20 protein-coding genes and 1 pseudogene are annotated in these 23,431 nt (G+C 57.6%); 9 read left to right on the top strand and 12 right to left on the bottom strand.

All coding sequences use genetic code 11. The features are described from left to right. Window positions 1-127 precede the first annotated feature (127 nt). On the bottom strand, window positions 128-706 hold the full coding sequence (locus tag ACOYNV_RS17685) for a hypothetical protein (protein ID WP_422901121.1): 579 nt from the start codon (window positions 704-706) through the stop codon (window positions 128-130). 15 nt (window positions 707-721) lie between these two features. Between ACOYNV_RS17685 and ACOYNV_RS17680 the strand changes: the two genes are divergently transcribed. From ACOYNV_RS17680 to feoB, 8 genes are all read left to right on the top strand, one after another. Beyond that, a complete protein-coding gene (locus ACOYNV_RS17680) occupies window positions 722-3,271 on the top strand; it encodes a DNA methyltransferase (protein WP_422901120.1) in 2,550 nt (849 codons plus the stop codon). Window positions 3,272-3,273: 2 nt separating this feature from the next. Beyond that, the gene (locus tag ACOYNV_RS17675) at window positions 3,274-3,534 is read left to right on the top strand and encodes a DUF4160 domain-containing protein (protein WP_422901119.1); all 261 of its coding nucleotides are present in this window, start codon (window positions 3,274-3,276) and stop codon (window positions 3,532-3,534) included. A 10-nt stretch (window positions 3,535-3,544) separates the two neighbouring features. Further along, a complete protein-coding gene (locus ACOYNV_RS17670) occupies window positions 3,545-3,799 on the top strand; it encodes a DUF2442 domain-containing protein (RefSeq protein ID WP_422901118.1) in 255 nt (84 codons plus the stop codon). Then, window positions 3,784-6,252, top strand: a complete 2,469-nt coding sequence (locus tag ACOYNV_RS17665; protein WP_422901117.1) for a DEAD/DEAH box helicase family protein — start codon at window positions 3,784-3,786, stop codon at window positions 6,250-6,252. The genes ACOYNV_RS17670 and ACOYNV_RS17665 overlap by 16 nt, the downstream gene beginning before the upstream one ends. Continuing rightward, window positions 6,242-7,342 carry a hypothetical protein gene (locus ACOYNV_RS17660; RefSeq protein ID WP_422901116.1) on the top strand — a complete coding sequence of 367 codons (1,101 nt, stop codon included), beginning with the start codon at window positions 6,242-6,244 and terminating at the stop codon, window positions 7,340-7,342. The genes ACOYNV_RS17665 and ACOYNV_RS17660 overlap by 11 nt, the downstream gene beginning before the upstream one ends. A gap of 155 nt (window positions 7,343-7,497) precedes the next feature. Next, on the top strand, window positions 7,498-7,902 hold the full coding sequence (locus ACOYNV_RS17655) for a hypothetical protein (protein ID WP_422901115.1): 405 nt from the start codon (window positions 7,498-7,500) through the stop codon (window positions 7,900-7,902). Window positions 7,903-7,933: 31 nt separating this feature from the next. Then, complete coding sequence (locus ACOYNV_RS17650) at window positions 7,934-8,266, top strand: FeoA family protein (protein ID WP_422901114.1); 333 nt, start codon at window positions 7,934-7,936, stop codon at window positions 8,264-8,266. Beyond that, complete coding sequence (feoB, locus tag ACOYNV_RS17645) at window positions 8,263-10,176, top strand: ferrous iron transporter B (RefSeq protein WP_422901113.1); 1,914 nt, start codon at window positions 8,263-8,265, stop codon at window positions 10,174-10,176. Before ACOYNV_RS17650 ends, feoB begins: the two co-directional genes overlap by 4 nt. A gap of 65 nt (window positions 10,177-10,241) precedes the next feature. Here feoB and fur read toward each other — a convergent pair whose 3' ends face one another. Next, on the bottom strand, window positions 10,242-10,679 hold the full coding sequence (gene fur / locus ACOYNV_RS17640) for a ferric iron uptake transcriptional regulator (RefSeq protein ID WP_422901112.1): 438 nt from the start codon (window positions 10,677-10,679) through the stop codon (window positions 10,242-10,244). Window positions 10,680-10,992: 313 nt separating this feature from the next. Here fur and ACOYNV_RS17635 point away from each other — a divergent pair. Further along, window positions 10,993-11,238, top strand: a pseudogene (locus ACOYNV_RS17635) (IS630 family transposase); the annotation flags it as partial. 42 nt (window positions 11,239-11,280) lie between these two features. On the opposite strand, the gene kdpE reads toward ACOYNV_RS17635, so the two are convergent. The 10 genes from kdpE to ACOYNV_RS17585 form a co-directional block, all read right to left on the bottom strand. Further along, on the bottom strand, window positions 11,281-11,973 hold the full coding sequence (gene kdpE / locus ACOYNV_RS17630; RefSeq protein ID WP_422901111.1) for a two-component system response regulator KdpE: 693 nt from the start codon (window positions 11,971-11,973) through the stop codon (window positions 11,281-11,283). Next, window positions 11,974-14,718: a two-component system sensor histidine kinase KdpD gene (kdpD, locus tag ACOYNV_RS17625; protein WP_422901110.1), complete on the bottom strand. Its 2,745-nt coding sequence runs from the start codon at window positions 14,716-14,718 to the stop codon at window positions 11,974-11,976. 367 nt (window positions 14,719-15,085) lie between these two features. Next, window positions 15,086-15,667: a potassium-transporting ATPase subunit KdpC gene (gene kdpC / locus ACOYNV_RS17620; RefSeq protein ID WP_422901109.1), complete on the bottom strand. Its 582-nt coding sequence runs from the start codon at window positions 15,665-15,667 to the stop codon at window positions 15,086-15,088. Between the two features lie 18 nt (window positions 15,668-15,685). After that, window positions 15,686-17,764 (bottom strand): potassium-transporting ATPase subunit KdpB, encoded by a 2,079-nt coding sequence (kdpB, locus tag ACOYNV_RS17615; RefSeq protein WP_422901108.1) that lies wholly within the window; start codon window positions 17,762-17,764, stop codon window positions 15,686-15,688. 16 nt (window positions 17,765-17,780) lie between these two features. Further along, on the bottom strand, window positions 17,781-19,559 hold the full coding sequence (kdpA, locus tag ACOYNV_RS17610; protein WP_422901107.1) for a potassium-transporting ATPase subunit KdpA: 1,779 nt from the start codon (window positions 19,557-19,559) through the stop codon (window positions 17,781-17,783). Then, window positions 19,556-19,648: a K(+)-transporting ATPase subunit F gene (kdpF, locus tag ACOYNV_RS17605; RefSeq protein ID WP_422901106.1), complete on the bottom strand. Its 93-nt coding sequence runs from the start codon at window positions 19,646-19,648 to the stop codon at window positions 19,556-19,558. The genes kdpA and kdpF overlap by 4 nt, the downstream gene beginning before the upstream one ends. Window positions 19,649-19,967: 319 nt before the next feature. Then, a complete protein-coding gene (locus ACOYNV_RS17600) occupies window positions 19,968-20,267 on the bottom strand; it encodes an ABC transporter permease (protein WP_422901105.1) in 300 nt (99 codons plus the stop codon). A gap of 221 nt (window positions 20,268-20,488) precedes the next feature. Then, window positions 20,489-21,388 (bottom strand): hypothetical protein, encoded by a 900-nt coding sequence (locus tag ACOYNV_RS17595; protein ID WP_422901104.1) that lies wholly within the window; start codon window positions 21,386-21,388, stop codon window positions 20,489-20,491. Window positions 21,389-21,512: 124 nt separating this feature from the next. Further along, a complete protein-coding gene (locus ACOYNV_RS17590; protein ID WP_422901103.1) occupies window positions 21,513-22,409 on the bottom strand; it encodes a response regulator in 897 nt (298 codons plus the stop codon). Continuing rightward, window positions 22,409-22,918 carry a chemotaxis protein CheX gene (locus ACOYNV_RS17585; protein WP_422901102.1) on the bottom strand — a complete coding sequence of 170 codons (510 nt, stop codon included), beginning with the start codon at window positions 22,916-22,918 and terminating at the stop codon, window positions 22,409-22,411. Before ACOYNV_RS17585 ends, ACOYNV_RS17590 begins: the two co-directional genes overlap by 1 nt. Window positions 22,919-23,431: the final 513 nt, after the last annotated feature.

The raw sequence follows: 23,431 nt of genomic DNA, 5'->3' as shown, positions 1-23,431 counted from the left end.
CTGGCACCATTAGGCCGCGATTCGGTGGCTCCAATGGGGCGAGATTTGTCAGCTGGCAATGCGGCAAAAATTGCTCAAGAATATTGGCGGCGCATGGATCAACAATGACAGGAATTAAATGGCAACTTCACCTTCGAAAATAGCCACTTTGCCATCGCAACGGCAGCAGATGGAAACCCGTTTTGTCGAGCTGATGACCGAGCTTTTCCAGCTTGACGAAGCCGAAGCACTCGATTTTGGTCTCTACCGCATCATTCGCCGCCACAACCGCGAGATTCATGCCTTCCTTGGCGAGATCGTCACCGACCAGGAGTCCAAGGCATTGCACGGTGGGCGCCTGGGCGAATTGCTCGATTCCGCCTTCGCCAGCATTGGCCACGAGTCGCAGGCCGACGACAAATTCCGCCTCAAGGATCTGGAAAAGCAGTTGGGTCTGAAACCCGGCATGACGCAGGAACAGCGCGAAGCTTCGCTCGCGCAGGCCGAGGGCTTTCCCGCACTCAAGGGGCTGGTCACCGAATACCGCAGCCGCAGCGAAACGCTCGGCAGCCAGCAAACCGTGCAACAGGACCGGGCCGAGGTGCTTAATCGCCTCTACCAATTCTTCTCGCGGCATTACCAGGACGGTGATTTCATCGTTGAGCGGCGCTACGGCAAGGGTGGTGCCCGCTACGTCAAATCGACCGGCGAAGACACCGAGTTCCACTGGGCCACCGAGGACATGTACTACATCAAGTCGGGCGACATCTTCACCGACTTTCCGGTGCGCCTGGCGTCCGGACAACGCCTTCTGTTCACCGTCGCCCCGGAGACCCTGCAAGCCACCCGTGCCGCCTTGAAGCCCAACGACAAGGCGCATTACGCGCTGGACGCGGCAACCAGGGAAGACGAAATCATCAAGGTGCGCCTCAACTACCTCAAGGGCGCCCAGTCCGAGAAGCAAAAGGACGAGATCGTCGCCGCCGTGCAGAAAGCCGCCACGGGTGGCATGTCTGGAAACGGCGCCGATATCCGCCGCTGGCTTGGCCGATTCATCGCGCGCAATCAAAGCGACTTTTTTATCCACAAGCGGCTGAAAGAAGCACTGTCCGAAGACCTCGACATCTTTATCAAAATCGAGGTACTCGATACCGATCAATTGCTGGCCGGCAGCGACCTTCCCAATCGCGCCATGAAAGTGGCGCGCATTGTGCGCGAGGTCGGCCGGCAGATCATCGACTTTTTGGCCACGCTGGAAGATTTCCAGAAAATGCTGTGGGAGAAGAAAAAGCTGGTATTCGAAACCCGCTACGTCATCACGTTGGACCGGCTGGCACTTTATTGCCCCCAGTGGCTGGTCGAGAACATCAGCAGCATCGTCAAAAATCAGCGCCAGGAGTGGAATGAACTTGGTCTGGGCGACTACGCTGATGCCACCGCCTGTATTCGCGCCACCATTCCCGAGCAAGCGGGAATCCAGTTCGTCTTTAACGAACCGCCCTGCATTCCCTACCGAACGGATTACCTGCCGCTGCCGGTGGATACGCGAAACTTCGATGCCGCGTTCAAATGGTCAATGCTGGACGCGGTGACAGCGACAACCCCGCTGGATGATGCGCTGGATGGCGTGGCGATTCAGTCGGATAACTGGCAGGCGCTCAATACCTTGCAGGAGAAATATAGGCATCGTGTGCAGACCCTTTATGCCGACCCGCCATACAACACCGATGCAGGACCGATTAGCTATAAGAACGGATATAGAAAAGCATCGTGGGCAGCATTCATTCAGAACCGCCTCGGAGTTGTTCGTAACTACCTGCTTGAGGATGGGGTTGCCTGCATAACGATTGATGACTTTCAGAAGAACGAGCTTCTGGAAATCATTTCAAAAGAGTTTGGTTCGGATAATCTCCTTGGGACTGTTGTAATTAAGAACAGCCCGTCTGGACGTCCTTCAGTAAAAGGGTTTCGAGTAAGTCACGAGTACGCGATTTTCTCTGGCATATCAACTCGGTCTGATATTGGCTTGCTGGAACGGTCTGAGGCTCAAGCTACACATTTTGGAAACTCAGATGAAGATGGGCCATTCGCTTGGGAGAATTTTAGAAAACGGGGCGGCGCGACTACCCATAGGTCGGCACGTCCGAAACAGTTCTATCCAATCTACGTCGTGAACGACAAGATCAGAATTCCACAGCTTGAGTGGCAGAAAGACAAGAAGGATTGGAAGGTATTAGAAACACCATCAGCAACAGAAGTAGTTCTCCTGCCCATCAATGATGATGGAACAGAGCGCGTTTGGAGTTGGGGCCATGTGACAGCACTAAAAAGCATGAAAGACCTCGAAGTCCGACGGAACGTAGGGGGTGTAGTGTCGATATTCAGGAAGGTTCGCCCGCAGAGCGAAGGCTCATTGCCCTCAACAGTATGGGTAAAACCTGAACACTCAGCAGTTGAGTACGGCAGCGTTTTGTTAAAGAACATGTTTAACAAGCGCGAATTTTCTTTTCCAAAATCTGTTCATGCGGTCGAGGATTGCCTGTCGGTGTCTGGTGCACATGAAGAGGCCTTGGTGCTCGATATTTTTGCCGGGTCAGGGACTACTCCTCACGCCGTCTTGAACCTAAACAAGGTGGATGACGGATCTCGGAAATTCCTTATTTTTGAGGCGAATGATTACATCCATTCTTTCACCATACCCAGAATTGAAAAAGCCGCAGTAGCGACAACCTGGTCCGGCGGCAAGGCAATAGAATTAGATGGAGTTGGTCTGTTCATGAAAGTGCAGGCCCTTGAACAATACGACGACACCCTAGCAAGCCTCGATGCCGAAGTCAGCGCAGGCGACTCCGGCGAACTCCTGTTTCACGACAAGGCCTTCGCCTTGCGTTACCGCATGAACAAGACCTCGCGCTCCCTCTATTGCGGCGTCGATCGCTTCAGCTCGCCCTTCGGTTATCAGTTGAAGCGCGCCAGTGGCGGCGGCGAGGCGCGGTCGTGCGAGGTCGATCTGGTCGAGAGCCTGCCTTACCTGCTGGGCATGGATGTCAGCCGCCTCTACCGCGAAGCGCAAGGCGTGGTGATGCTCGGTCGCAATCGGCGCGGACAATCCGTATCGGTGTTCTTCCGCGATTGCGCCACCGCCGGTTCCGCCGAATGGGTGGCTGAAAAACTCGGTGCCCACCCGGCTGACCGCGTTTATACCAACGACCCGGCTAGCCTCTGCTTCGAAGGTTGCGACAGCCTGGAAGCCATTGAATCCGTCTTTGCACTGCAATTCGGGAGGAACTGAAGATGCCCATCATCAGCCGATTTTTTGGCATCGTCATCCGCATGTTTTTCAACGAACATGCGCCGCCGCATTTTCGTGCGGAATATGCTGAGTATCGTGCCGTGATCAATATCCGCAGCCTGGAAGTGATCGATGGCAAGTTGCCCCGCCGTGCCATCGAGCTGGTGCTGGATTGGGCGGAACTTCATCGAGACGAGTTGATGAGTGACTGGACGTTGTGTCAGCAACACCAGCAACCCATTGAAATTGCCCCCCTGGAATAAGGAGACGAAAATGGAATGGGATGTGATTGAAGCCCGAGTCGTCGAACCTGGCTGCTTTCAAGTCAAATTTGCTGACGGTGTCGAGGGCAAGGTCCGTTTTGCCCCCAGCGCCTATCGTGGCGTGTTCGAGAAGCTGCGCGATCCGGCAGAGTTCAACAAGCTTTACGTGAACGGCTACTTTGTCACCTGGCCGGGGGAACTCGATCTCGCGCCGGATGCCATGCATGAGCACATCAAGGAATTTGGCGAATGGCTGTTGCAGTAAAACGTTCCGGCCACGCCCGGCTGAAGGCGGCACTGGTGCTGCGCGATGCGCTGGCCGCCGAATCGGGAATTCCCTTGACGGCGGCAATGGCGCAGTTGCGCACGGTCGAAACCACGATTGGCGCGGCGCGCGGGCTGAGCGATGGCAAGTATCTGGAAGCATTGGGCTCGGTTTGTGCGGGCGATTCCAGCCATCTATCGGCGCTGGATGCCGAGTTGCGACAAGCCTGTGCGCGGGTGAGTTTTGCTCCCCGTTATGCCCAGTATCTGGCGCTGATGCAGTTTGCCCATTGGGTTGATGCGCAATGGGACGATGCGGCGGCATTTCTTGTGCGCCTGAATGACTTCCTGGAGGCCAACAAGCCCAAGGGCGAAGAGGTATCGCCCTTTGTCGAGGCCGACTTGCAACTGGCCGCCTTCTGGATGGCAACGGCGGCTGGCAAAACCCATGTGTTGCACGCTTGCCTGGCGCTGCTCGAAAAGCGGCGCACGTGGGACCGGCTGATTGTCATCACACCCTCAGAATCGCTGACGCGCCAGCACGCCAACAAGTTGCGCGGGCTGTCGGCCTGGGAGGTCTTTGCCTACCCGATGGATGGCGATGCGTCGGCGATGGGCCGTTTGCCGCCGGAGGCGGTGATCGTGCTCGACATCAACAAACTGGCGACCGAGAAAAAGGGCGATGGCGTTACCGTGCCAACCTCGGTTTTTGCCGACGGGCGCAATCTGGTATTCGTCGATGAGGGGCACAAAGGGCAGAAGTCCGAGGCCAGCGTCTGGAAAGCCCTGCAGGCCGATCTGGCGGGAATAAATGCGCCGATACCCGGCCAGCGCGGCTTGTTGATCGAATTTTCCGCCACCTTCGGCCAGGTTGCCGAAGGCGAACATGCCTTCGACCGCTACGCCAAAGCCGTGGTCTTCGACTATGCCTACGACCGCTTCCACCAGGATCGCTATGGCAAGGACTTCTGGCATGTGCGCGTGCAGACCACGGCGGAGGCCAGTGTTACGGCGCAGCGCCAGACCATGACGGCGGCGCTGCTGGCCTACTGGCATCAAGTGGCGAGTTTTCGCTCGACCGAAGGCAAGCAGGTGGCAGCGGAACTGGGCTTGCAGGTTGCCGCACCGCTGTGGGTGCTGCTTGGGCTCTCGGTGATCGGCAGTACGAAAAACGAAAACGACAAACTGCAAACATCCGATGTGGTCGATGTGCTGGCTTACCTGTCGACCATGCTTGCGCATCCGGCGAAGCTGGCCGAAAGCATGGTTCAGTTGCTCGCCACGACGACGGTGGGCGCCGACATACTGCCGGCCGAGGTGCGTCAGGCGACGCTCGCCTGGGACGTCAATGCCCTGGCCGAACGTATGCTGGCCGATTGCTTTGGCTGGCAGCAGGGCGACAAACCGGTGCTGCGCCTGCTCAAGGCGGCGACGGGCGAACTGGGTCTGGGCTTGCTGCGCGGCGATACTTCGCACTACTACGGCGTGGTCAACGTGGGCGATGCCGCCGGCCTCAAGAAGGCACTGGAATCTGCCGGTCTGGCCGTTGAAGACGATGCGCTATCGGCTTCGCTTTTTGCCGCGCTCGATGCGCCCGGCAGCGGGTTGAATGTGCTGATCGGATCGCGGCGCTTCGCCGAAGGCTGGGACAACTTTCGCGCTTCGAGCCTGACCTTGCTGCGACTGGGCCAGGGCGAAGGCTCGCTGATCATTCAGATGTTCGGTCGGGTGGTGCGTTTTGCCGGCGTGGGCGGCAATGGCAAGCGACTGGACAAGCCGCCGGCAGCGCTTGCGCCCTTGCAAACGGCTTATGTGTTCGGCCTGAAATCTGGCTACCTGAATACCTTTTTGCAGAGCCTGTCCGATAATGGCGTGCCGGATTCCAGACGCATCGAGTGTCCGGTGCGCATGCGTGCGCCAGCGGTGTTGAAGTCGGTTCGCGCCATTGCCCCGCCCGCCAGTGACTTTCAGGTGTCGGTCATGGGAGCCGGCTGGCTGGCCGGGGTTAACCGGATAAAGGTATCGCTCACCGCCTCGATTGCCACCGCAAGGCTCAAGGACGGCAACGTATCGGCGCTGCAGGGTGTGGTTGGCCAGGACATTACCGGCGAGTTCAAGCACTGGGCCGCGCTGCTCGACCACGACGCCATCTATCGCGACATGCTGGAGTGGAAACGCACGCAACGCTGGTGGAATTTTGCCTTCGACCGCCATGCCATCGGCAGCGCTCTGAGCAGCGATAAATTCGAAATTCTTGGTCTGCCGGGGATGTTGAAGGTGAGCGACGCCAGCGATCTTTTGCGCCTGAATCGCCTGGCCTGCACCGTGGTTCGCCGCCTTTTTGAAGGCGCCTATCGAAAACAGGAAAACCGCAAGAGTCGTTACGCCCTGATCGGAGCGCACGCCAGCGGCATTCCTGAGCAGTATTTCAAGGATTTCCCCAATGTCCAGTAAAAAGCCAGCAGCACCAGTGCAGGGCGGATTGTTTGGCACCACGCTCTGTTGCCCGGATATCGACAACCTGCCGCTGATCGTCGAGCCCCAGGGTTCGATCGAGGTGTTTGCACCGGGCAGCGTCTATCAACCCTTGCTGCTCTCCCCAAGCCAGGACGATATTGATGTCGGGCCGGGGAAACTGGATGTGCACGAAGAAGCCTTCGTGCGCGACCTGATCCGCCGTCTTTACCCGGCAGGGAACCACCCGAAGAGCGACAAGACGCCGCTGAAATGGGGCAACAAGGATATCTGGCTCAAGCGCAATATCGAGAAACGGGATGATTCTTTCCGCTTGCGGGTGGACGATTCGGACTGGTTCTATCCTGATTTCATCGTCTGGATCGTGGATTACGAAACGCGCACTCAAATCTTCGGCTTTGTCGATCCCAAGGGTCTGGCGCTGGGCGCCAGCGGCGGCTGGTCAGACTACAAGATCGTTTCCACGCTCTACGTGCCGCATGTGGTCGAGCGACAACTTGCAGCGAGCGGCCAGAAGGTGGAATTCGAGGGCGAAGAATGGACTTTCCAGGTGCGCGGGCTGCTGGTTTCGACCTCCTCTTTCGCCAGCCTATCGGCCCACGACAAGTTCAATTTGACTGATGCGGACGGAAAGAGCGTGCCGCCGAGCGAGGCCGATTTCAATCGCGGGCGCATCGTTTTCCAGAAGACGGACACGTCTTATATCGATGACGTGCTGAAATTGCTCACCGAGGATTCAGCCGTTGACCATCTATTGAATCTGTCGGCGCGGCTATTCAACGACAACGCCTACTTCACGCCCTCCGGTGAAATGGAGCACGACCTGGTGTTGCGCCACGGCGAGAACACCCAGACGGAGTCGGAATTTGTCGCGGCACTGATACGCGATTACCTCAAGCCGGATAGCAAAGGCCAGCACGGCGACTGGGCCAGCAAAAATCGTCGGCGGCAGTTGATGGACTACGCGGCAGAAGGCAGATGGGGCTTCGGCGAGGAGAAAGTGTCAGACATCCGTGATCACCCGGCGCCGTGCGAGGAGCTCTGGACGCGGAAGAAGAAGGCCGGATAGTCTGAACCTGCTACTTTGTGGGTAACCTTGCGGAAATACCACGGTATTTAGCCTGATTAGCCGAACTATAGGGGCCGAACTATAGGGTCAGCATCGCAATCATTTATCGCGGTAACTCAAGAAAATAGCCTGACCATTGCGAATGGTTCTCATGTATGATGAGAACCATTCGCAATACCAACGTAGGTTTGACTTGGACATTCGATATGCGCTGCAGCTTCAGGAATTCAACCAGAGGCGCTGTTAGCCGGATTCTTCTGCTCACGCTTTCCTGTTTTTCGCACCCGGCCTTGGCCTTCCAGCCGCTGATTGCTGACGATACGGGCACCCAGGGTAGCGGCGGTAACCAACTCGAATTTTCGTTCAACGAAGATCGCGCCAAAGTGGCTGGCAGCACCGACCGGACACGTACCTTGCCCGTCGTCTATACCCGTGGCCCGACTGACACGCTCGATGTATTTGCCGGGCTCAGCCATGCCCGCATTGATTGGAGCACTCCCGGGGACGATGCGAGTGGCGCTGGCAATCCTGCATTCGGAGCCAAGTGGCGCTTCCAGTAATCCAGGCTTGAACTCAATCCAGGAGGTTATTTTGACCCACGCAGAAAACCGGAACTTAGCCGCCACCCTTGATCTCGCATCGATTGGTCACGCACTGACTGTACAGCAGGTCCAGGCACCGCAGGCAGCGCCCGAATGGGCGCGCTGGCTGGAGGAAATCGGCTTCATCGTCGGCGAACACGTGATGCTGATGGCGCGTGCCCTGCCTGGCGGTGATCCGCTGGTTGTCCGCATCGGCCAATCGACCTTTGCTTTGCGCCGGGCCGAAGCGGCTTGTATCCGGGTCGCGCCAGTGCCTTCGCTTGATCCGGTGCGCGCGGCGGCGACTGCGGACTATGCAATTCATGAAGGGAGCAAGGCATGAATCGGGCCGTCATCCACATCCACCCGAGCGGCCCATTGCTGGCTCTGGTCGGCAATCCAAACTGCGGCAAGACGGCGCTGTTCAATCTGCTCACCGGCAGCCGGCAGAAGGTCGCCAACTATGCCGGGGTGACCGTCGAACGTAAGGAAGGCCGGCTTACCACGCCGGCCGGCAAGACGCTGCGCATCCTTGATCTGCCAGGCGCCTACAGCCTGTATCCGCGCTCCCCGGATGAGCGCGTGACCTGTGACGTGCTCTTTGGCCGCGCCGCCGGCGAGAAACGACCGGACCTGGTGGTGTGCGTGGTCGACGCCACCAACCTGCGGCGAAATCTGCGTCTGGCGCTGGCCGTCAAACGGCTTGGCCTGCCCTGCGTGATCGCCCTCAACATGGCTGATCTGGCCGAGCAGCGCGGCATCAAGGTGGTACCCGAAACGTTGGCGGCTGAACTTGGCATGCCGGTCGTCAGTACCGTGGCCATCCAGAGCTCGGGTGCCGAGCCTTTGCTTGAACTGTTTGATGATCCGGCGCTGTGGCGATCCATTTCGCCGCTGCCAATCGCGCCCGGCATGAGTAGATCGACCGCGACGGGCGACCCCCACGGCAGCGAGTCCGACCACCTCGTGGTGCGCCACATCCTGCAACGCCTGGGGCTGGACGACGTGGTGCCACATACGGCGAGCGATCGCATCGACCGCGTCGTTTTGCACCCGGTTATTGGGCCGCTGCTGCTGGCGCTGGTCCTGTTCCTGGTCTTTCAGGCCGTGTTTTCCTGGGCCGAAGTTCCGATGACCCTGATCAAGACGGCAACCGCCGCCCTGAGCGAGGCCGCAAACACCCTCTTGCCGGAAATATGGTTGAGGAGCCTGCTCGTCGATGGCGTCATTGCCGGTGCCGGCGGTGTACTGGTTTTCCTGCCACAGATCGTCATCCTCTACTTTTTCATTCTCGTCCTGGAGGAGTCGGGCTACCTGCCGCGCGCTGCCTTTTTACTTGATCGATTGATGGGCGGTGTGGGCCTGAGTGGCCGTTCGTTCATTCCGATGTTGTCGAGTTTCGCCTGTGCCATTCCCGGCATCATGGCCGCGCGAACCATCGCCAACCCGCGCGACCGTCTGGTTACGATCATGATCGCACCGCTGATGACCTGTTCGGCCCGGCTGCCCGTCTATGCGTTGCTGATCGGTGCCTTCATCCCGCAACGCGAGGTGTGGGGTCTGCTCGAGTTGCAGGGACTGGTATTGCTGGCCTTGTACTTTGCCGGCATTATCGGCGCGCTGGCGGTGGCCTGGGGGCTGAAGCAATTTACTGCAGCCGGCCGGCAAGTTCGCCCACTCATGATGGAGCTGCCCAGTTATCACTTGCCGACGGTACGCAACATCGCCATCGGCATCTGGCAGCGGGTGATGATCTTCATGAAGCGGGTGGGCGGCATCATCCTCGTTCTGACCATCCTGCTGTGGTTTCTGGCGAGCTTCCCCTCGCCGCCGGACGGCGCCACCGCAGCGGCCATTGAATACAGCCTGGCCGGGATGATGGGAAAAGGGCTGGCGGTGATTTTTGAACCGATTGGTTTCAACTGGCAGATCAGCATCGCACTGGTGCCGGGAATGGCAGCACGCGAAGTGGCGGTCAGCGCACTGGGTACCGTCTATGCCCTCTCGGTGGCGGGCGAGGATGCGGCACAAGCCCTGGCACCATTGATCGCGCAGAGCTGGAGCCTGGCTACTGCCCTGTCCTTGCTTGCCTGGTATGTGTTTGCGCCGCAGTGCCTGGCCACATTGGCGGCCGTCAAGCGCGAAACCGGCGGCTGGACCATGCCGGCAGTCATGGCCGGCTATCTGTTTGCCCTGGCCTATGCCGCCTCGTTCATTACCTACCGCGTGGCGCTGGCCATGGGCGCGGGCTGAAATACGCTGGGTGTCGAGGCCTTTCTCGATTCTTCATGGCCTCTGAATCACTCCAGTGCCAGTGCTCAGCTACTGTTACCTTTCGCCAGCTCGGCGGCACAAAGTGCGCAATAGCCGTACAGGACAAGTTGGTGATCGCTCAAGGCGTAGCCGAATGAATCTGCAACGACCTTCTGCTGTTTTTCTATTTTTGCATCGTTGAATTCTTCTGCACGTCCACAACCCAGACAGATCAAATGATCGTGATGGTTGCTTTCGTTGAGTTCAAATACGGCCTTGCCGGCGTTGAAATTGCTGCGCCTGAGTACGCCCGCCTCCTCCAACTGGGTGAGCACCCGGTAAACGGTGGCCAGACCGATGTCCGATTGCTGCACAGAGAGTCGCTTGAAGACTTCTTCGGCACTCAGATGCCGCGTTTCGGCCACCCGGAAAATGGAAAGTATCCGGACTCTCGGATGAGTCACTTTAAGACCGGCGCTTTTTAGATCTTCGTGCTCATTCATGGAAACGATTCTCCACCATGATCAAATAGAAGTAATCAGCGTTCGGAAGGATGTGCTGAATCGCTGTGGAAAAGAAGTATTGTTGATGAGCCGACCAAGGTCAAGGCTAAGGCCGGCAAACTCCACCTGGCAAGCGCTCGTTGCGACGCCACATTCTCAACATTACCTTTGCGAAACATTCTCATTTACATAACCGTCAACTAAATAGCCGAAAATACTTAATGCGCCTGTTGAATTCTCTAACACTGGGGCTTCAGTTGGGTGGCCGACTTTGGGTTGGAATCGCTGGCAGATTTTCGAATGGAATGAGTGGCAGGATACCTACCATCGGCCGCATGCACCCGAAATTACTGAGGAAGCCAAAGCCTGGGTGGTCAGCTTGGCCTGCGTGAAGCCCAAAGATCTGGGCTTGGCGGCGGAGTTGTGGAGCATCTCTGCGCTGGCGCGCTATGTGTCCGAGCATGCGGAAGAGGCAGGCTTCGCGCGACTTGGCCGCGCCGGCAAGAGCACGGTCTGGCGCATTCTGGACGAAATCGATCTGAAGCCGCACAAGATCCGCAGCGTTGAAGCATGAACACCTCGGAAAACGCATATGACATATCTAGGCAACAAAACGGTAGCCGACACCGGATTCGGTAAGAATGTGGTTGGGTCGGGTCGGATCATTCTCGATTTTCTTTCTGACGTGTCCCATGTAGATGCGTACATAGTGGCTGTCATCGATATGGGATGGTCCCCACACGGCTTTCAACAACTGGCGATGCGTAAGAACCGTATCCGGATTGGCAATCAGATAGGCAAGCAGCCTGAATTCGATCGGTGTCAGGTGGATTGGTTGCCCGTCCTGTTCAACCGTGCGTTTGCCAAAATCAACCTCAATCCTGCCGAACCTGAATACCGTCAATCCTGCTGTGCCTGTCTTGAATCGGCGCCGCAGATTCGCCCGGACGCGGGCTAGCAGTTCAGCGGTACCGAACGGCTTGATCAGATAATCATCGGCACCGGCATCGAGTGCGGCCACCTTGTCGGACTCGACCGTACGCGCCGAAAGGACAATGATCGGGACTTCCGACCAGGTGCGAAAATCCCGGATAAAATCAATCCCGTCCCCATCCGGCAAGCCAAGGTCGAGAACAACCAGGTCGGGTTGCCTGGTACCCGCCTCGATCAGACCGCGCTTGACGGAATCGGCCTCGTACACATCCAGTTGCTCTTCTTCCAGAGCCAGCCTGACGAAACGACGAATCTTGTCTTCGTCCTCAATAATGATCACGACCGGTTTGTTGGCAGGCATTCAGCATTGCTCCCCAGGGTCAACAATCTCATTCTTTTCCTCGTCTTCCTCCTCCTCCTCCGCCAGAACGGGCGGATGGCCTTTCGGCAGGGAGAACAGAAAGCGAGCTCCGCCATGAGGCCGATTCTCGGCACGAATCTCGCCGCCATGCGCCGCGATGACCGCCCGACAAATGGCCAAACCCAGGCCGACGCCATGCGTTGAACCTTCCGGCTGGCCGCGTTCGAATTTCTTGAAAATCAAATCCTCTTTCCCTTCCGGGAGTCCGGGTCCGTTGTCTTCCACCCACACCTCGACCGACTTATCCGTGGCCTTGGCCCCGATTTCGATCACGCTACCCGGCGGCGTGTATTTCGCGGCATTCTCCAGCAGGTTGCAAAAGACACGCTCCATCAGCGCAAAGTCGATTTCCACCAGCGGCAGATTTTCATCCAGCGAGACCTTGAACAGATGCTGCGTCAATGATCGCTCGGCGCTTTTGAAGGCGCTGCCGATTACTTCCTCCAGTGGTTGCCATTGCCGGTTCAGGGTTACACGACCGGCCTGCAAGCGCGCCATGTCGAGCAGATTATTGACCTGGTCACTGACGCGCAGGGCTTCTTCACGCAGGGATCGGGCAATATCGGCCTGGGCGCCGGTCGGCGGCGGTCGGGTCAGGAACATGGAATCCGTCAGCCCGACAATGACACTCATGGGTGTGCGCAAATCATGCGATATGGCCGACAGCAGGGAATTGCGCAGGCGCTCTGACTCCATGCTCACGGTGGTGTTCTGGGCTACATCAACATAATGCACCCGCTCCAGGGCAAGGGCGATGAGCGAGGCGAAGGTATCGAGCAGGCGCCGTTGTTCGGGAATCAGGAGGCGGTCCGAGCGGCGCAGTTCGAGAGCCAGGATGCCGCGTAACCGCATCGGTGCTTTGAGCGGCAGATAGAGGATGGGGCTGGCCGCCAGTGTGTCGGTGCCTTGCCCGGCCGCCTCGCCATGATCGAAGGCCCACTGGGCAATGCCCAGGTCGACGCCGGACAAGGCGTTGGCCGAAGTGTTGGCCGAAGCAATCGGCGGCTGGATCTTGTCGTTCTCATCGGTGAGCAAGAAAGCCGCTTTGGCGCCGAATTCCGTCTCGATGAAGCGCTCACCGATCTCGGCGATCTGTTCGGGCACAAGCGCGGCGGACAGATCGCGGGACATTTCATAGAGCGAACGCACCCGCTGTTCGCGGCGCGTAGCGACTCTGGCCTGGTATTTGGAACCAGCAGTGAGTTGACCGGTGATCAGGCCAACAATCAGCATGACGGCGAAGGTCATCAGATACTGCGCATCGGTGACGGCAAAGGAAAAGCGCGGCGGAACAAAGGCGAAATCGAAAATGGCGACCGACAGGAATGAAGCCAGCACCCCTGGCCCGCGGCCAAAACGCACGCTGACCAGGACCACGGCCAGCAAAAAAATCATCACGATGTTGGGCAGTTCGAAAAGCGGAAACAGGGCAGCCGAAAAGAGGCCCGCCAAGGCGCAGCCAAGAAAGGCCATGGCATAGTCCGGCCAGTGGTTGAAGACACCTTCGACGATTTTCTGCCGGTCATCCCGGTCATGCTCCCTGACCCCCTCGGTGCGGGCGACCTGGACCACATCGAGGTCGGGAGCGCGCTGGCCGATGCGATGGGCAAAAGAGCGGAACCAGAAACGCCAGGGGCGCGGGTGATCCCGTCCGACAATTATTTTCGAGAGGTTATGATCGCGGGCATAGCTGACCGTCTCTTCATACACGTCACTGCCGGACAAGGTCGCGGTGATTGCGCCGAGTTCTTCAGCCAGTTTGAGATTGCGCAGGATACGATGGCGTTTGCTATCCGGCAGGCGTTGCAGCGCCGGGGTTTCGATGTAGATGGCGTGCCACGGCACTTCCAGCCGGCTGGCCAGGCGGGCCGCGGTGCGCACGATTTTTTCCACACCGTCACCGGGGCCGATGCAGGCGAGCAGCGAATCGCGCGTCTGCCAGACCGACGATACGAGGCGCTCGCGCCGATATTGCAACATGTCGTCGTCCACCCGGTCGGCCGTCCGGCGCAGTGCCAGCTCGCGCAGGGCAATCAGGTTGCCCTTGCGAAAGAAGTTGCGAATCGCCCGTTCCGCCTGCCCGGGCAGATAGACCTTGCCTTCTTTCAGGCGCTGCAGGAGTTCGTCCGGAGGCAGGTCAACCAGCACCACTTCGTCGGCGGTATCGAACACCTTGTCCGGCACCGTCTCCCATACCCGGATGCCGGTGATGCCGCTGATTACGTCGTTGAGGGTTTCCAGATGCTGGACATTCACCGTCGAATAGACGTCGATGCCCGCCGCCAGCAATTCGTCCACATCCTGCCAGCGTTTCGGGTGCCGCGAACCGGCCACGTTGGAGTGGGCCAGTTCGTCCATCAGGATGAGCGCCGGCTTGCGGGTCAGTGCGCCATCCAGGTCGAATTCCTTGAGCAAGCGGCCGCGATAGGGAATGTCCCGCAGCGGCAGACGCTCCATGCCGTTTGCCATGGCCTCGGTCTCCGAGCGACCATGGGTTTCCACCACGCCGATGACTACATCCACCCCTTGCTGAAGTTGGCGCTGAGCGGCGTCGAGCATGGCGTAGGTTTTGCCGACCCCGGCCGTGGCGCCGAAGAAAATCTTCAGTTTGCCGCGCTGGGCCTTGGCTGCTTCAGCATTGATGCGGTCGAGCAACTGGTCGGGATCGGGGCGTTGATCGGGCATGGTTTTTTTGACCTTATAGTCAGCCGGCGCGTTTGAAGCGAAGGGAAAGGGAAATGCCGACTGAACCGATGATTACCATGGAAAGATTGACCTGAATTGTAACGCGGATGTATTCGCAGGGTAAATTGGTTCTAGCGCTAACCCATTGATTTACCGTCATTCCGGGCTTGACCCGGAATCCAGTTCGTTTATCAAACAGGTCTTTTAACATCTTGATCAGATGGACGAATCTGGATACCGGGCTCTGCATTTCCTTCGGTCACCTTCGCCGGTATGACGTCGGATTGTTAGAACAAATTTACCCTGGATGTATTCGAGGGATGCATTGATGTGCTCCAGACGGTGTTTCGCTAACGAGGAAGTCGCGTTAGCGAAGCGCGTCAAGCGCGATATTGAGTTCGAGCACATTCACCCGAGGCTCGCCGAAGACTGACCATTGGCGATCCTCGGTGTTTTTGACCACCAGGGCGCTGACCGCCGCCGGGTCGAGCTTGCGCGCCGTGGCGACACGCTTGACCTGGTACTCCGCGGCGGCCGGGCTGATGTGAGGATCGAGGCCGCTGGCCGAAGCGTTGACCAGATCGGCCGGAATCGGACCGGTGTTGTCGGGGTCGGCCGCCTTCAGGGTTTCGATTCGGCCCTTGACGGCATCGGTCAGCGCCGGATTGAGCGGCCCTTGATTGGAACCGCTGGAGGCGGAAGCGTTGTAGGGCTGGGGAGAAGTGGCCGACGGTCGGCCCCAGAAATATTTCGCTTCCGTGAAGTTCTGCCCGATCAGGCGGGACCCAACCGGTTTTCCATCCTTGAGGATCAGGCTGCCATCCGCCGCCTCGGGGAAGGCGACCTTGGCGATGCCGGTGACGAGCAGCGGATAGGCGACGCCAACGATTGCGGTGAGCAACACGAAGAGGCTGACAGCGGGGCGAAACTGAGATAACAGGGTTTTCATGGGGGTTCTTCTCCTTGTTCAAGCCAGACCGACAGCGGCGATCAGCAGGTCGATCGCCTTGATGCCGATAAAGGGAACGATGACGCCGCCCAGGCCATAAATTGCGAGATTCTGGCGCAGCAGGGTCGCCGCACCGAGCGGTCGATACTTGACGCCCTTCAGCGCGAGCGGAATCAGGAAGACGATGATCAGGGCGTTGAAGATCACCGCCGACAGGATCGCCGACGCCGGGCTGGCCAGCCCCATGACGTTCAGCGCGGCGAGTTGCGGGTAGGTGGTGACGAAGGCCGCCGGGATAATGGCGAAGTATTTGGCGATGTCGTTGGCGATGCTGAAGGTGGTCAGCGAGCCGCGCGTCATCAGCATCTGCTTGCCGGTTTCCACGACCTCGATGAGCTTGGTCGGATTGGAGTCGAGGTCCACCATGTTGCCGGCCTCCTTGGCCGCCTGGGTGCCGCTGTTCATGGCCACCGCCACGTCGGCCTGCGCCAGCGCCGGGGCATCGTTGGTGCCGTCACCGGTCATCGCCACCAGACGACCCTCGGCCTGGTACTGGCGAATGAGGGCCAGCTTGGCTTCCGGGGTCGCTTCGGCCAGGAAGTCATCGACCCCGGCTTCGGCGGCAATGGCCGCTGCCGTTACCCGGTTGTCGCCGGTCACCATGATGGTTTTGATGCCCATGTTGCGCAGTTCGGCAAAACGCTCCTTGATACCGCCCTTGACGATGTCCTTGAGCTCGATGACGCCGAGAACGAGCGCTTTTCCGTTCGCGGTGTCGGCCACCACCAGCGGCGTGCTGCCGCGACGGGAGACTTCATCAACCTTGACCGACACTGACTTGGGGAAGTTTCCGCCCTGGGCTTCGACGTGCTTCCTGATAGCCTCTGCGGCGCCCTTGCGGATCTGGCGGCCAGCCATGTCCACCCCGCTCATGCGCGTGTTGGCCGAGAAATGCACGAAGTGGGCATCCAGCGCCTGGATGTCCCGCTCGCGCAACTGGAAGCGCTGCTTGGCCAGGATGACGATGCTGCGTCCTTCCGGGGTTTCGTCGGCGAGTGAAGCGAGCTGGGCGACATCGGCCAGTTCGGCTTCGCTGACGCCATCGGCCGGCAGGAAGGTTGACGCCTGGCGGTTGCCAAGAGTGATGGTGCCGGTCTTGTCGAGCAGCAGCACATCGACGTCGCCAGCCGCTTCGACCGCTCGTCCGGAGGTGGCGATCACGTTGGCCTGCATCATGCGGCTCATGCCGGCCACCCCAATGGCTGAGAGGAGTCCGGCGATGGTGGTTGGTATCAGGCAGACCAGCAGCGCGATAAGTACGGTGATAGTAACCGGCGTTCCGGCTTGGGCCACCTCGACGCTGAACATCGAGAAAGGCAACAGGGTGACCGTGACGCCCAGGAAGACGATGGTCAGCGCCACCAGCAAAATGGTCAGGGCGATTTCGTTCGGCGTTTTCTGGCGCTTGGCGTTTTCGACCATGGCGATCATGCGGTCGACGAAGGTTTCGCCGGGGTTGACGCTGACGCGCACGACGATCCAGTCGGACAGTACCCGCGTGCCGCCGGTGACGGAGGAGAAGTCGCCGCCCGATTCGCGGATGACCGGGGCCGATTCGCCGGTGATGGCGGATTCATCCACCGAGGCGACCCCTTCGATGACGTCGCCATCGGCGGGAATGAGTTCGTGCGCCTGGATCAGGATCACGTCGCCCTTGCGCAGATCTTCGGCCCGGAACATTCGCCATTGAGCACCAAAGTGGGGCTCCAAGAGCTTCTTGGCCCAGGTTTCCTTCTTCAGGCCGCGCAGGGAAGCCGCCTGGGCTTTGCTGCGCCCTTCGGCCAGCGCTTCGGCAAAATTGGCGAAGAGGACGGTAAACCACAGCCAGAGGGCGACGGCGAGGATGAATCCGGCGGATGCTTCGCCCTTGCCGCCCAAGGCCTGAAACCAGAGAACGGTAGTCAGGATGCTGCCCACATAGACGACGAACATCACCGGATTGCGCCATTGCACGGTCGGATTGAGCTTCTTGAAAGCCTCTTGAATGGCCGGGATGGCCAGTGTCGTATCGAACAGACTGAACGTTTTGCGTGTCATCGTTTTCTCCCGTGGCTCAGTGAACGGAGGCGAGCCGCAGGTGCTCGATGACCGGGCCGAGCGCCAGCGCGGGCACATAGTTAAGAAGACCGACCAGCAGCACAACGCCGATCAGCAGCGTGACGAACAACGGGCCATGGGTCGGCAGCGTGCCGGCACCAACGGCAATGCGCTTCTTGGCGGCCAGCGAGCCGGCCATCGCCAGCACCGGCACGATGACGCCGAAACGGCCGAACCACATGGCAATGCCCAGCATCACGTTGTAGAAGGGCGTATTGGCAGAGAGGCCGGCAAAAGCGCTGCCGTTGTTGTTGGCGGCCGAGGTGAAGGCATAGAGTATTTCCGAGAAGCCATGGGCGCCGGGGTTGGCAATGCCGGCACGACCGTCGGTGGCAATCACGGCAATGGCCGTGCCGAGCAGCACCAGAAGCGGGGTGACCAGGATGGCAATGGAGGTCATCTTCATCTCGTAGGTTTCGATCTTCTTGCCCAGGTATTCCGGCGTGCGACCGATCATCAGACCAGAAATGAAGACAGCCATGATGGCGAAGACCAGCATGCCGTAGAGGCCGGTGCCGGTGCCGCCGAAGACGACTTCGCCGAGTTGCATCAAGACCAGTGGCACCATACCCCCTAGCGGGGTGAAGGAGTCGTGCATGGAATTGACCGCACCGCACGATGCCGCCGTGGTGATGGCGGCGAACAAGGCGGAATCGGCAATGCCGAAGCGGGTTTCCTTGCCTTCCATGTTTCCAAAAGCCGGATCAACACCCAGTTGCGTCAGCAGCGGGTTGGCCTGCTGCTCGAAATGCATGGCGGCGGCGGCCAGAACCACGAACATCAGGGTCATCGCGGAGAGCACGGCCCAGCCCTGGCGGGTGTCGCCGACCATGCGCCCGAAGGTGAAGCACAGCGCGCCCGGAATCAGGAAGATCAACAGCATCTGGACGAAGTTGGAGAGCGGCGTCGGGTTTTCAAAGGGATGCGCCGAATTGGCGTTCATGAATCCGCCGCCGTTGGTGCCGAGCATCTTGATTGTTTCCTGCGAGGCGACCGGGCCCATAGGCAGCGTCTGCGTCGGAGTTTCCGTCGCTTCGGTCATGGCGTTGCCTTTTTCGTCCTTCATCGGTTGTCCGGCGGCATCCAGTTTGGGCGTGTCGTAGCGGGTGACTTCCAGTGTCGTGACGTCCTTGTAGGCGTCAAAATTCTGGATGACGCCCTGGCTGGTCAGGAAGACGGCAAAAACCAGAGCGATGGGCAGCAGGACAAAAAGTGTGACACGGGTCAGATCGACCCAGGCGTTGCCGACGGTCCTGGCCGAATGGCGGGCAAAGCCACGGATGAGGGCGATGACAACGACGATGCCGGTGGCCGAGGAAAGAAAATTCTGCACCGCCAGCCCCAGCATCTGCGTCAGGTAACTCATGGTGGCTTCGCCGCTGTAACCTTGCCAGTTGGTGTTGCTGACGAAGCTGATGGCCGTATTGAATGCCGAGTCCGGGCTGACATTGGCCATCGCCTGGGGGTTGAGCGGCAGCCAGAGTTGCAGCCGTTGCAGGGCATAGACAGCGAACGCGCCGAGGACGTTGAAGAGCAGGATGGCGAACGTGTAGTTCAGCCAGCCCATTTCCACGTCCTGGCGGATGCCGCACAGTCGGTAGAGTGGGCGCTCGATCAGTCCGGCCAGACGGAACCGTCCTTCCATTACATTGGCGATGTAAGCGCCCAGAGGCTTGACGGTCAACAGCAGGACCGTCAGGAAAAGGCCAAGAAGAATCCAGGCGTGCGAGTTCATGAAAAGTCCTCCGGATTTAGCAACGCAGCAATCAGATAGACCAGCAGACCAGCGGCCACGACACCGCTCAGAACGTAAAGCCAGGTCATTTGCCACCTCCCCGTCGGGCACAGCCGGTGGCGAGGCCGACCATCAGGACGAAGAAAAGTCCGATGCCGGCAAGATAGACGAGATCCATAAGGACGCTCCTTGATGTTGTTTCGACACCGTCATACTAAAAAATCGGGTATTAAAATGTTCTAAAAATGAGGGGGCGGCGTGTAAAAAAATGGTAAAAAATCGACTTCTCGATGGGGAGTCGATGATGTGTCGGTCTTGTCCACGCGTTGATCATTAATGCTGCTCTTTGGAATTCAGAATACACAACGGTGTTTAATGCTGCGTTGGAAGCGTGCTAACTCTGCTTGACTACTGATAGCGAAGCGCTTCGATCGGATCGAGCCGCGCTGCCTTGCGGGCCGGGTAGAAGCCGAAGTAGACGCCAACCGCAATGGCTAGGCCGATAGCAATCAGCGCCGAGGTGGCCCATGCCGATGAAACGGGGATGCAGACCCCAAGAGTGTTTCCTTCGGGAGCACGTCGCCGGTTTGCTGCACTGGATGCACGTCCTTGCCACGGGGATGCGGACCCAGGATGGCTTGCCACACAGCGGGGCAGACAGGCATTCGATGCCTTGGCGATCCTGGCGGGCTTTCTGGGCGCGCTCATCCATGTCGGCTGGAAACCGTAAATAATTGATTGGACCTCGGTTTCCCGGTTTTCAGAGCAGAAAAAACAGAAAACCGTGGTGTCCTCTGTTTTCTTTTAAATCCGCATCAGCGCTCAGTTTGCAACAATTTCAGCGGGGGCAACTGAGGAAAACAGGTTAATCGCAAAGGGTGAAATCAGGTTAACTGAGGAAAGAAACGGACTCCGATCCATTCTCTAGTTCAACCTGTAAGCGCGGAATTATCATCTTGCAGGAACCGCTCTTCGATAAATGCTTTCTCGCGCAAAGTGCGTAAGAGATCTTCTTCGCCGGCCTGCAGTTCGTTCTGTAACCGCTTGACCGCAGACTCAAGCCCGACAATACGTTCACGCAACACGGCATTGCCCGCCATCAGTTCAGCACTATCTTCCAGGCTTTGAACCGGCCTCGCCTGAATTTCCAAACGCGCCTTCACATGCTGAAGCTCATTGATCAGGGGTTGGAGCTTCTCTTCTGATTCCAACTGGCGCCGACGAGCCTCTCGCGCTTCGGAAACCAGACGCTCGTTAAGCAAACTCAACTGCTCTGCGGCCGACTTCGCCTCTTCTGCAGAGTGGTTCTGTCGTGCAGAGTGGTTCTGTCGTCGCAAATCGACGACCTGACGTTCGCTCTTGATAAATTTTTCGCGCAGTTCAGCAAGTTCCAGATCCATACTGTTTTTCTGCATCAGCAAACGATTAAGTTCAACGCGGTTATCACTCTGCAACTTGTTCAGGTTTTTACCTGGTGTTTCGGGAACAGTTTGCAAAACATTCATCCCATCCTGAGTTAACTCGATGGGGTCAGGCGACACCGGTAATCTCTTGACGTTTTTTGAGTATTCCTTGAAAACTTGCCCAAGACGAGGCTCAAGATCAGCCAGCATTGCTGAAGATCGTTCGATGAGCAGGTTGAGATTTTTGGAAGCGAGCTTGGAAACCTGAATATCAGCTTTAATTTCGGCTAATAGGCCTTTAACTTCGACATGCACATCTTCAGAGCGCCTGAAAATTTTCAGTAGCATCGTTATTGACGAAGCAACAAAAACTATCGCACAGAGAGTGACAACAATCACGGCCAGTTGTGTCGAATCGATAGTCATCGTCACGCTTTTAAAAAGCTCGATAATCGACTGTATCACTGTGCACCAAAGTCAATAAAACCATGGGAACGGGACTCCATTACTCTTTTCATGATTGGTTCCAATTTCACAGTGCGAAAATTTATCAAGCGGTGAGCTTCAGCAAGGCAAAGCAACCCCGACCCAAGCCTTGAATCTGCAATTCGTAAACCTGAACACCCGCATTGTGATGCAGCGCTTTTTTTAATGGCGCTGATTCAAAGCCGAGAATACTCGAGCGCGCCAGCTTATGAGGCACTTTATCCAGCGAAGGGAATAGGGCAGCAACCTGCTTGAGAAAAGACGACACCGACTCCACAATCACTTCTCTCCCTGCGTCTGAAGCCAAGGCAGATTGCATCTGAAGCGGGTTGTAACCGAGGACGGCAGAACCGATCAGTTCTGCACACGCCATATCCATCACGCAAAGCGCGTCAACAGATTTACGTTCCGCCTTTGAATACAGACCGAGCAGAACTCTCATCGAACTTATATCCAGTTGAGCCAGATCGGCTTTTCTGAGGGTAAATGCATGAGTTGGCAGAGTTGCCTTCAGTATCTTCGTCACTGCATCAACACTGGCGATTACTTCCGGCTCAGCTGAAGGCACCTCAGGCTCCTGAGCATCCCCGGGTGACCCCACGGATAACTCGATAGCCGCTATCAAGTCACTGTCCTTGAACGGCTTATGCAAAATGAAATCGACCCCGTTGTTACGCGCTTCCGCCATCCGCGCTTCGGACTTTTCGGTGGTAACCAGACCAACCTTGATGAGTTGATGGCCCGTCTGACGCAAAGTTTGCACAAGTTCCAACCCAGACATGCCCGGCATATGCCAATCTGTAATAATGAGATCCGGTTTGAGTGTCCCAACCAAATCCAGAGCTTCCGAACCACTTGAGACAACATGTACAGAATCGCTGTTATAGCCACCTGCGATTATGGCGCGACGAATAATGGACTGAATAGCGCGACTATCGTCGACAATAATGAAACATTGCATTACACACTCCCCTGATGCTTTGGCTCTACCAATGGATCGAAGATAACGAGGGTAAGCTGTTGATTATCAGACTTACCCTCAAAAAAAGCCTTGATATTACTACCAAGCAAAACCGACTGGTAGTCAGCAGCCTCTATGGCCGTAGGAAGCCCGATTTGAATCTGCTCGCTGGCACTCAAATACTCGACAATCGCCCCGGAAAGTACGTTGCACGCCTCTGCGCACGCATCCGCAATATCTTCTTCAGCCAGATCCTTCCTCAAAACTCCAAACATCGAAGACGCCAACTGCTCTGCATCTTCCCGACCAATCAACAAGGCGATCGCGGCTCGCTGCTTTGCGTCGGGCGAGGAGATTGGCAGGACAATCCGTCGATGGACATTATTTCCATCTTGCTGAGTCATGCCATCGACAAAGCGGAAACAACGATCCTCACCGGTCAGAAAATTCCAGGCGGTTCTGAGCTTCTCCTGGATTTCCAAAATTTGAGCAGGCATGGAGATGCTCAATTTACAACTTCTTTTGGTTGGTTAAAGCGTGGCAAGCCCAATAATTGATGAGCAAATTTGTGGCAAAAAAAACATTTTTCGGTGCGAGGAAACCGGGACGACCCACCGACCAATCTTCTCCAACACCACTCCTGCGCTGACCTGTGAAATACGAGAAAATCCCGCTCGTTATAACTACCGAGCTATTCCCATCGTATTCATGTTTGCAGGGTGATTGCATTAATTTCTCACATTCGAGAAGAATATACCTTTTGGACACAGACAAAACCTGATCAATTTCAACTACCTTTGGTTGCTCATGATATCAAAATTCCATTTCGTGCGGCACGGACTTGCTTTGCCACGGGTGTAATCGAAAGTGACGGGACGAATCGGTTGCGAACCTGAGTTTCCCCCTTGGATGCAGCAGCTGGCACGAAAAGTGTATTGGTCTGGTAGGTTACCAGGAGGAACTACTCTCGCTTGATGAATTGCGCCAACGAATACCTGCGTTGCGCCAGCAAGAAAACAGTA

The organism is Propionivibrio sp. (assembly GCF_049316945.1).
In the GTDB taxonomy this organism is placed as follows: domain Bacteria; phylum Pseudomonadota; class Gammaproteobacteria; order Burkholderiales; family Rhodocyclaceae; genus Propionivibrio.
Note: the sequence above shows the minus strand (reverse complement) of the source record. Positions and strands in the feature narration are given on the sequence as shown.

Coding starts and splice junctions, on each gene's coding strand:
- ACOYNV_RS17680 (WP_422901120.1), top strand. CDS start 722: ATGTACTACATCAAGTCGGGCGACATCTTCACCGACTTTCCGGTGCGC.
- ACOYNV_RS17675 (WP_422901119.1), top strand. CDS start 3,274: ATGCCCATCATCAGCCGATTTTTTGGCATCGTCATCCGCATGTTTTTC.
- ACOYNV_RS17670 (WP_422901118.1), top strand. CDS start 3,545: ATGGAATGGGATGTGATTGAAGCCCGAGTCGTCGAACCTGGCTGCTTT.
- ACOYNV_RS17665 (WP_422901117.1), top strand. CDS start 3,784: ATGGCTGTTGCAGTAAAACGTTCCGGCCACGCCCGGCTGAAGGCGGCA.
- ACOYNV_RS17660 (WP_422901116.1), top strand. CDS start 6,242: ATGTCCAGTAAAAAGCCAGCAGCACCAGTGCAGGGCGGATTGTTTGGC.
- ACOYNV_RS17655 (WP_422901115.1), top strand. CDS start 7,498: ATGATGAGAACCATTCGCAATACCAACGTAGGTTTGACTTGGACATTC.
- feoB (WP_422901113.1), top strand. CDS start 8,263: ATGAATCGGGCCGTCATCCACATCCACCCGAGCGGCCCATTGCTGGCT.
- fur (WP_422901112.1), bottom strand. CDS start 10,679: ATGAATGAGCACGAAGATCTAAAAAGCGCCGGTCTTAAAGTGACTCAT.
- kdpE (WP_422901111.1), bottom strand. CDS start 11,973: ATGCCTGCCAACAAACCGGTCGTGATCATTATTGAGGACGAAGACAAG.
- kdpD (WP_422901110.1), bottom strand. CDS start 14,718: ATGCCCGATCAACGCCCCGATCCCGACCAGTTGCTCGACCGCATCAAT.
- kdpC (WP_422901109.1), bottom strand. CDS start 15,667: ATGAAAACCCTGTTATCTCAGTTTCGCCCCGCTGTCAGCCTCTTCGTG.
- kdpB (WP_422901108.1), bottom strand. CDS start 17,764: ATGACACGCAAAACGTTCAGTCTGTTCGATACGACACTGGCCATCCCG.
- kdpA (WP_422901107.1), bottom strand. CDS start 19,559: ATGAACTCGCACGCCTGGATTCTTCTTGGCCTTTTCCTGACGGTCCTG.
- kdpF (WP_422901106.1), bottom strand. CDS start 19,648: ATGACCTGGCTTTACGTTCTGAGCGGTGTCGTGGCCGCTGGTCTGCTG.
- ACOYNV_RS17600 (WP_422901105.1), bottom strand. CDS start 20,267: ATGAGCGCGCCCAGAAAGCCCGCCAGGATCGCCAAGGCATCGAATGCC.
- ACOYNV_RS17595 (WP_422901104.1), bottom strand. CDS start 21,388: ATGACTATCGATTCGACACAACTGGCCGTGATTGTTGTCACTCTCTGT.
- ACOYNV_RS17590 (WP_422901103.1), bottom strand. CDS start 22,409: ATGCAATGTTTCATTATTGTCGACGATAGTCGCGCTATTCAGTCCATT.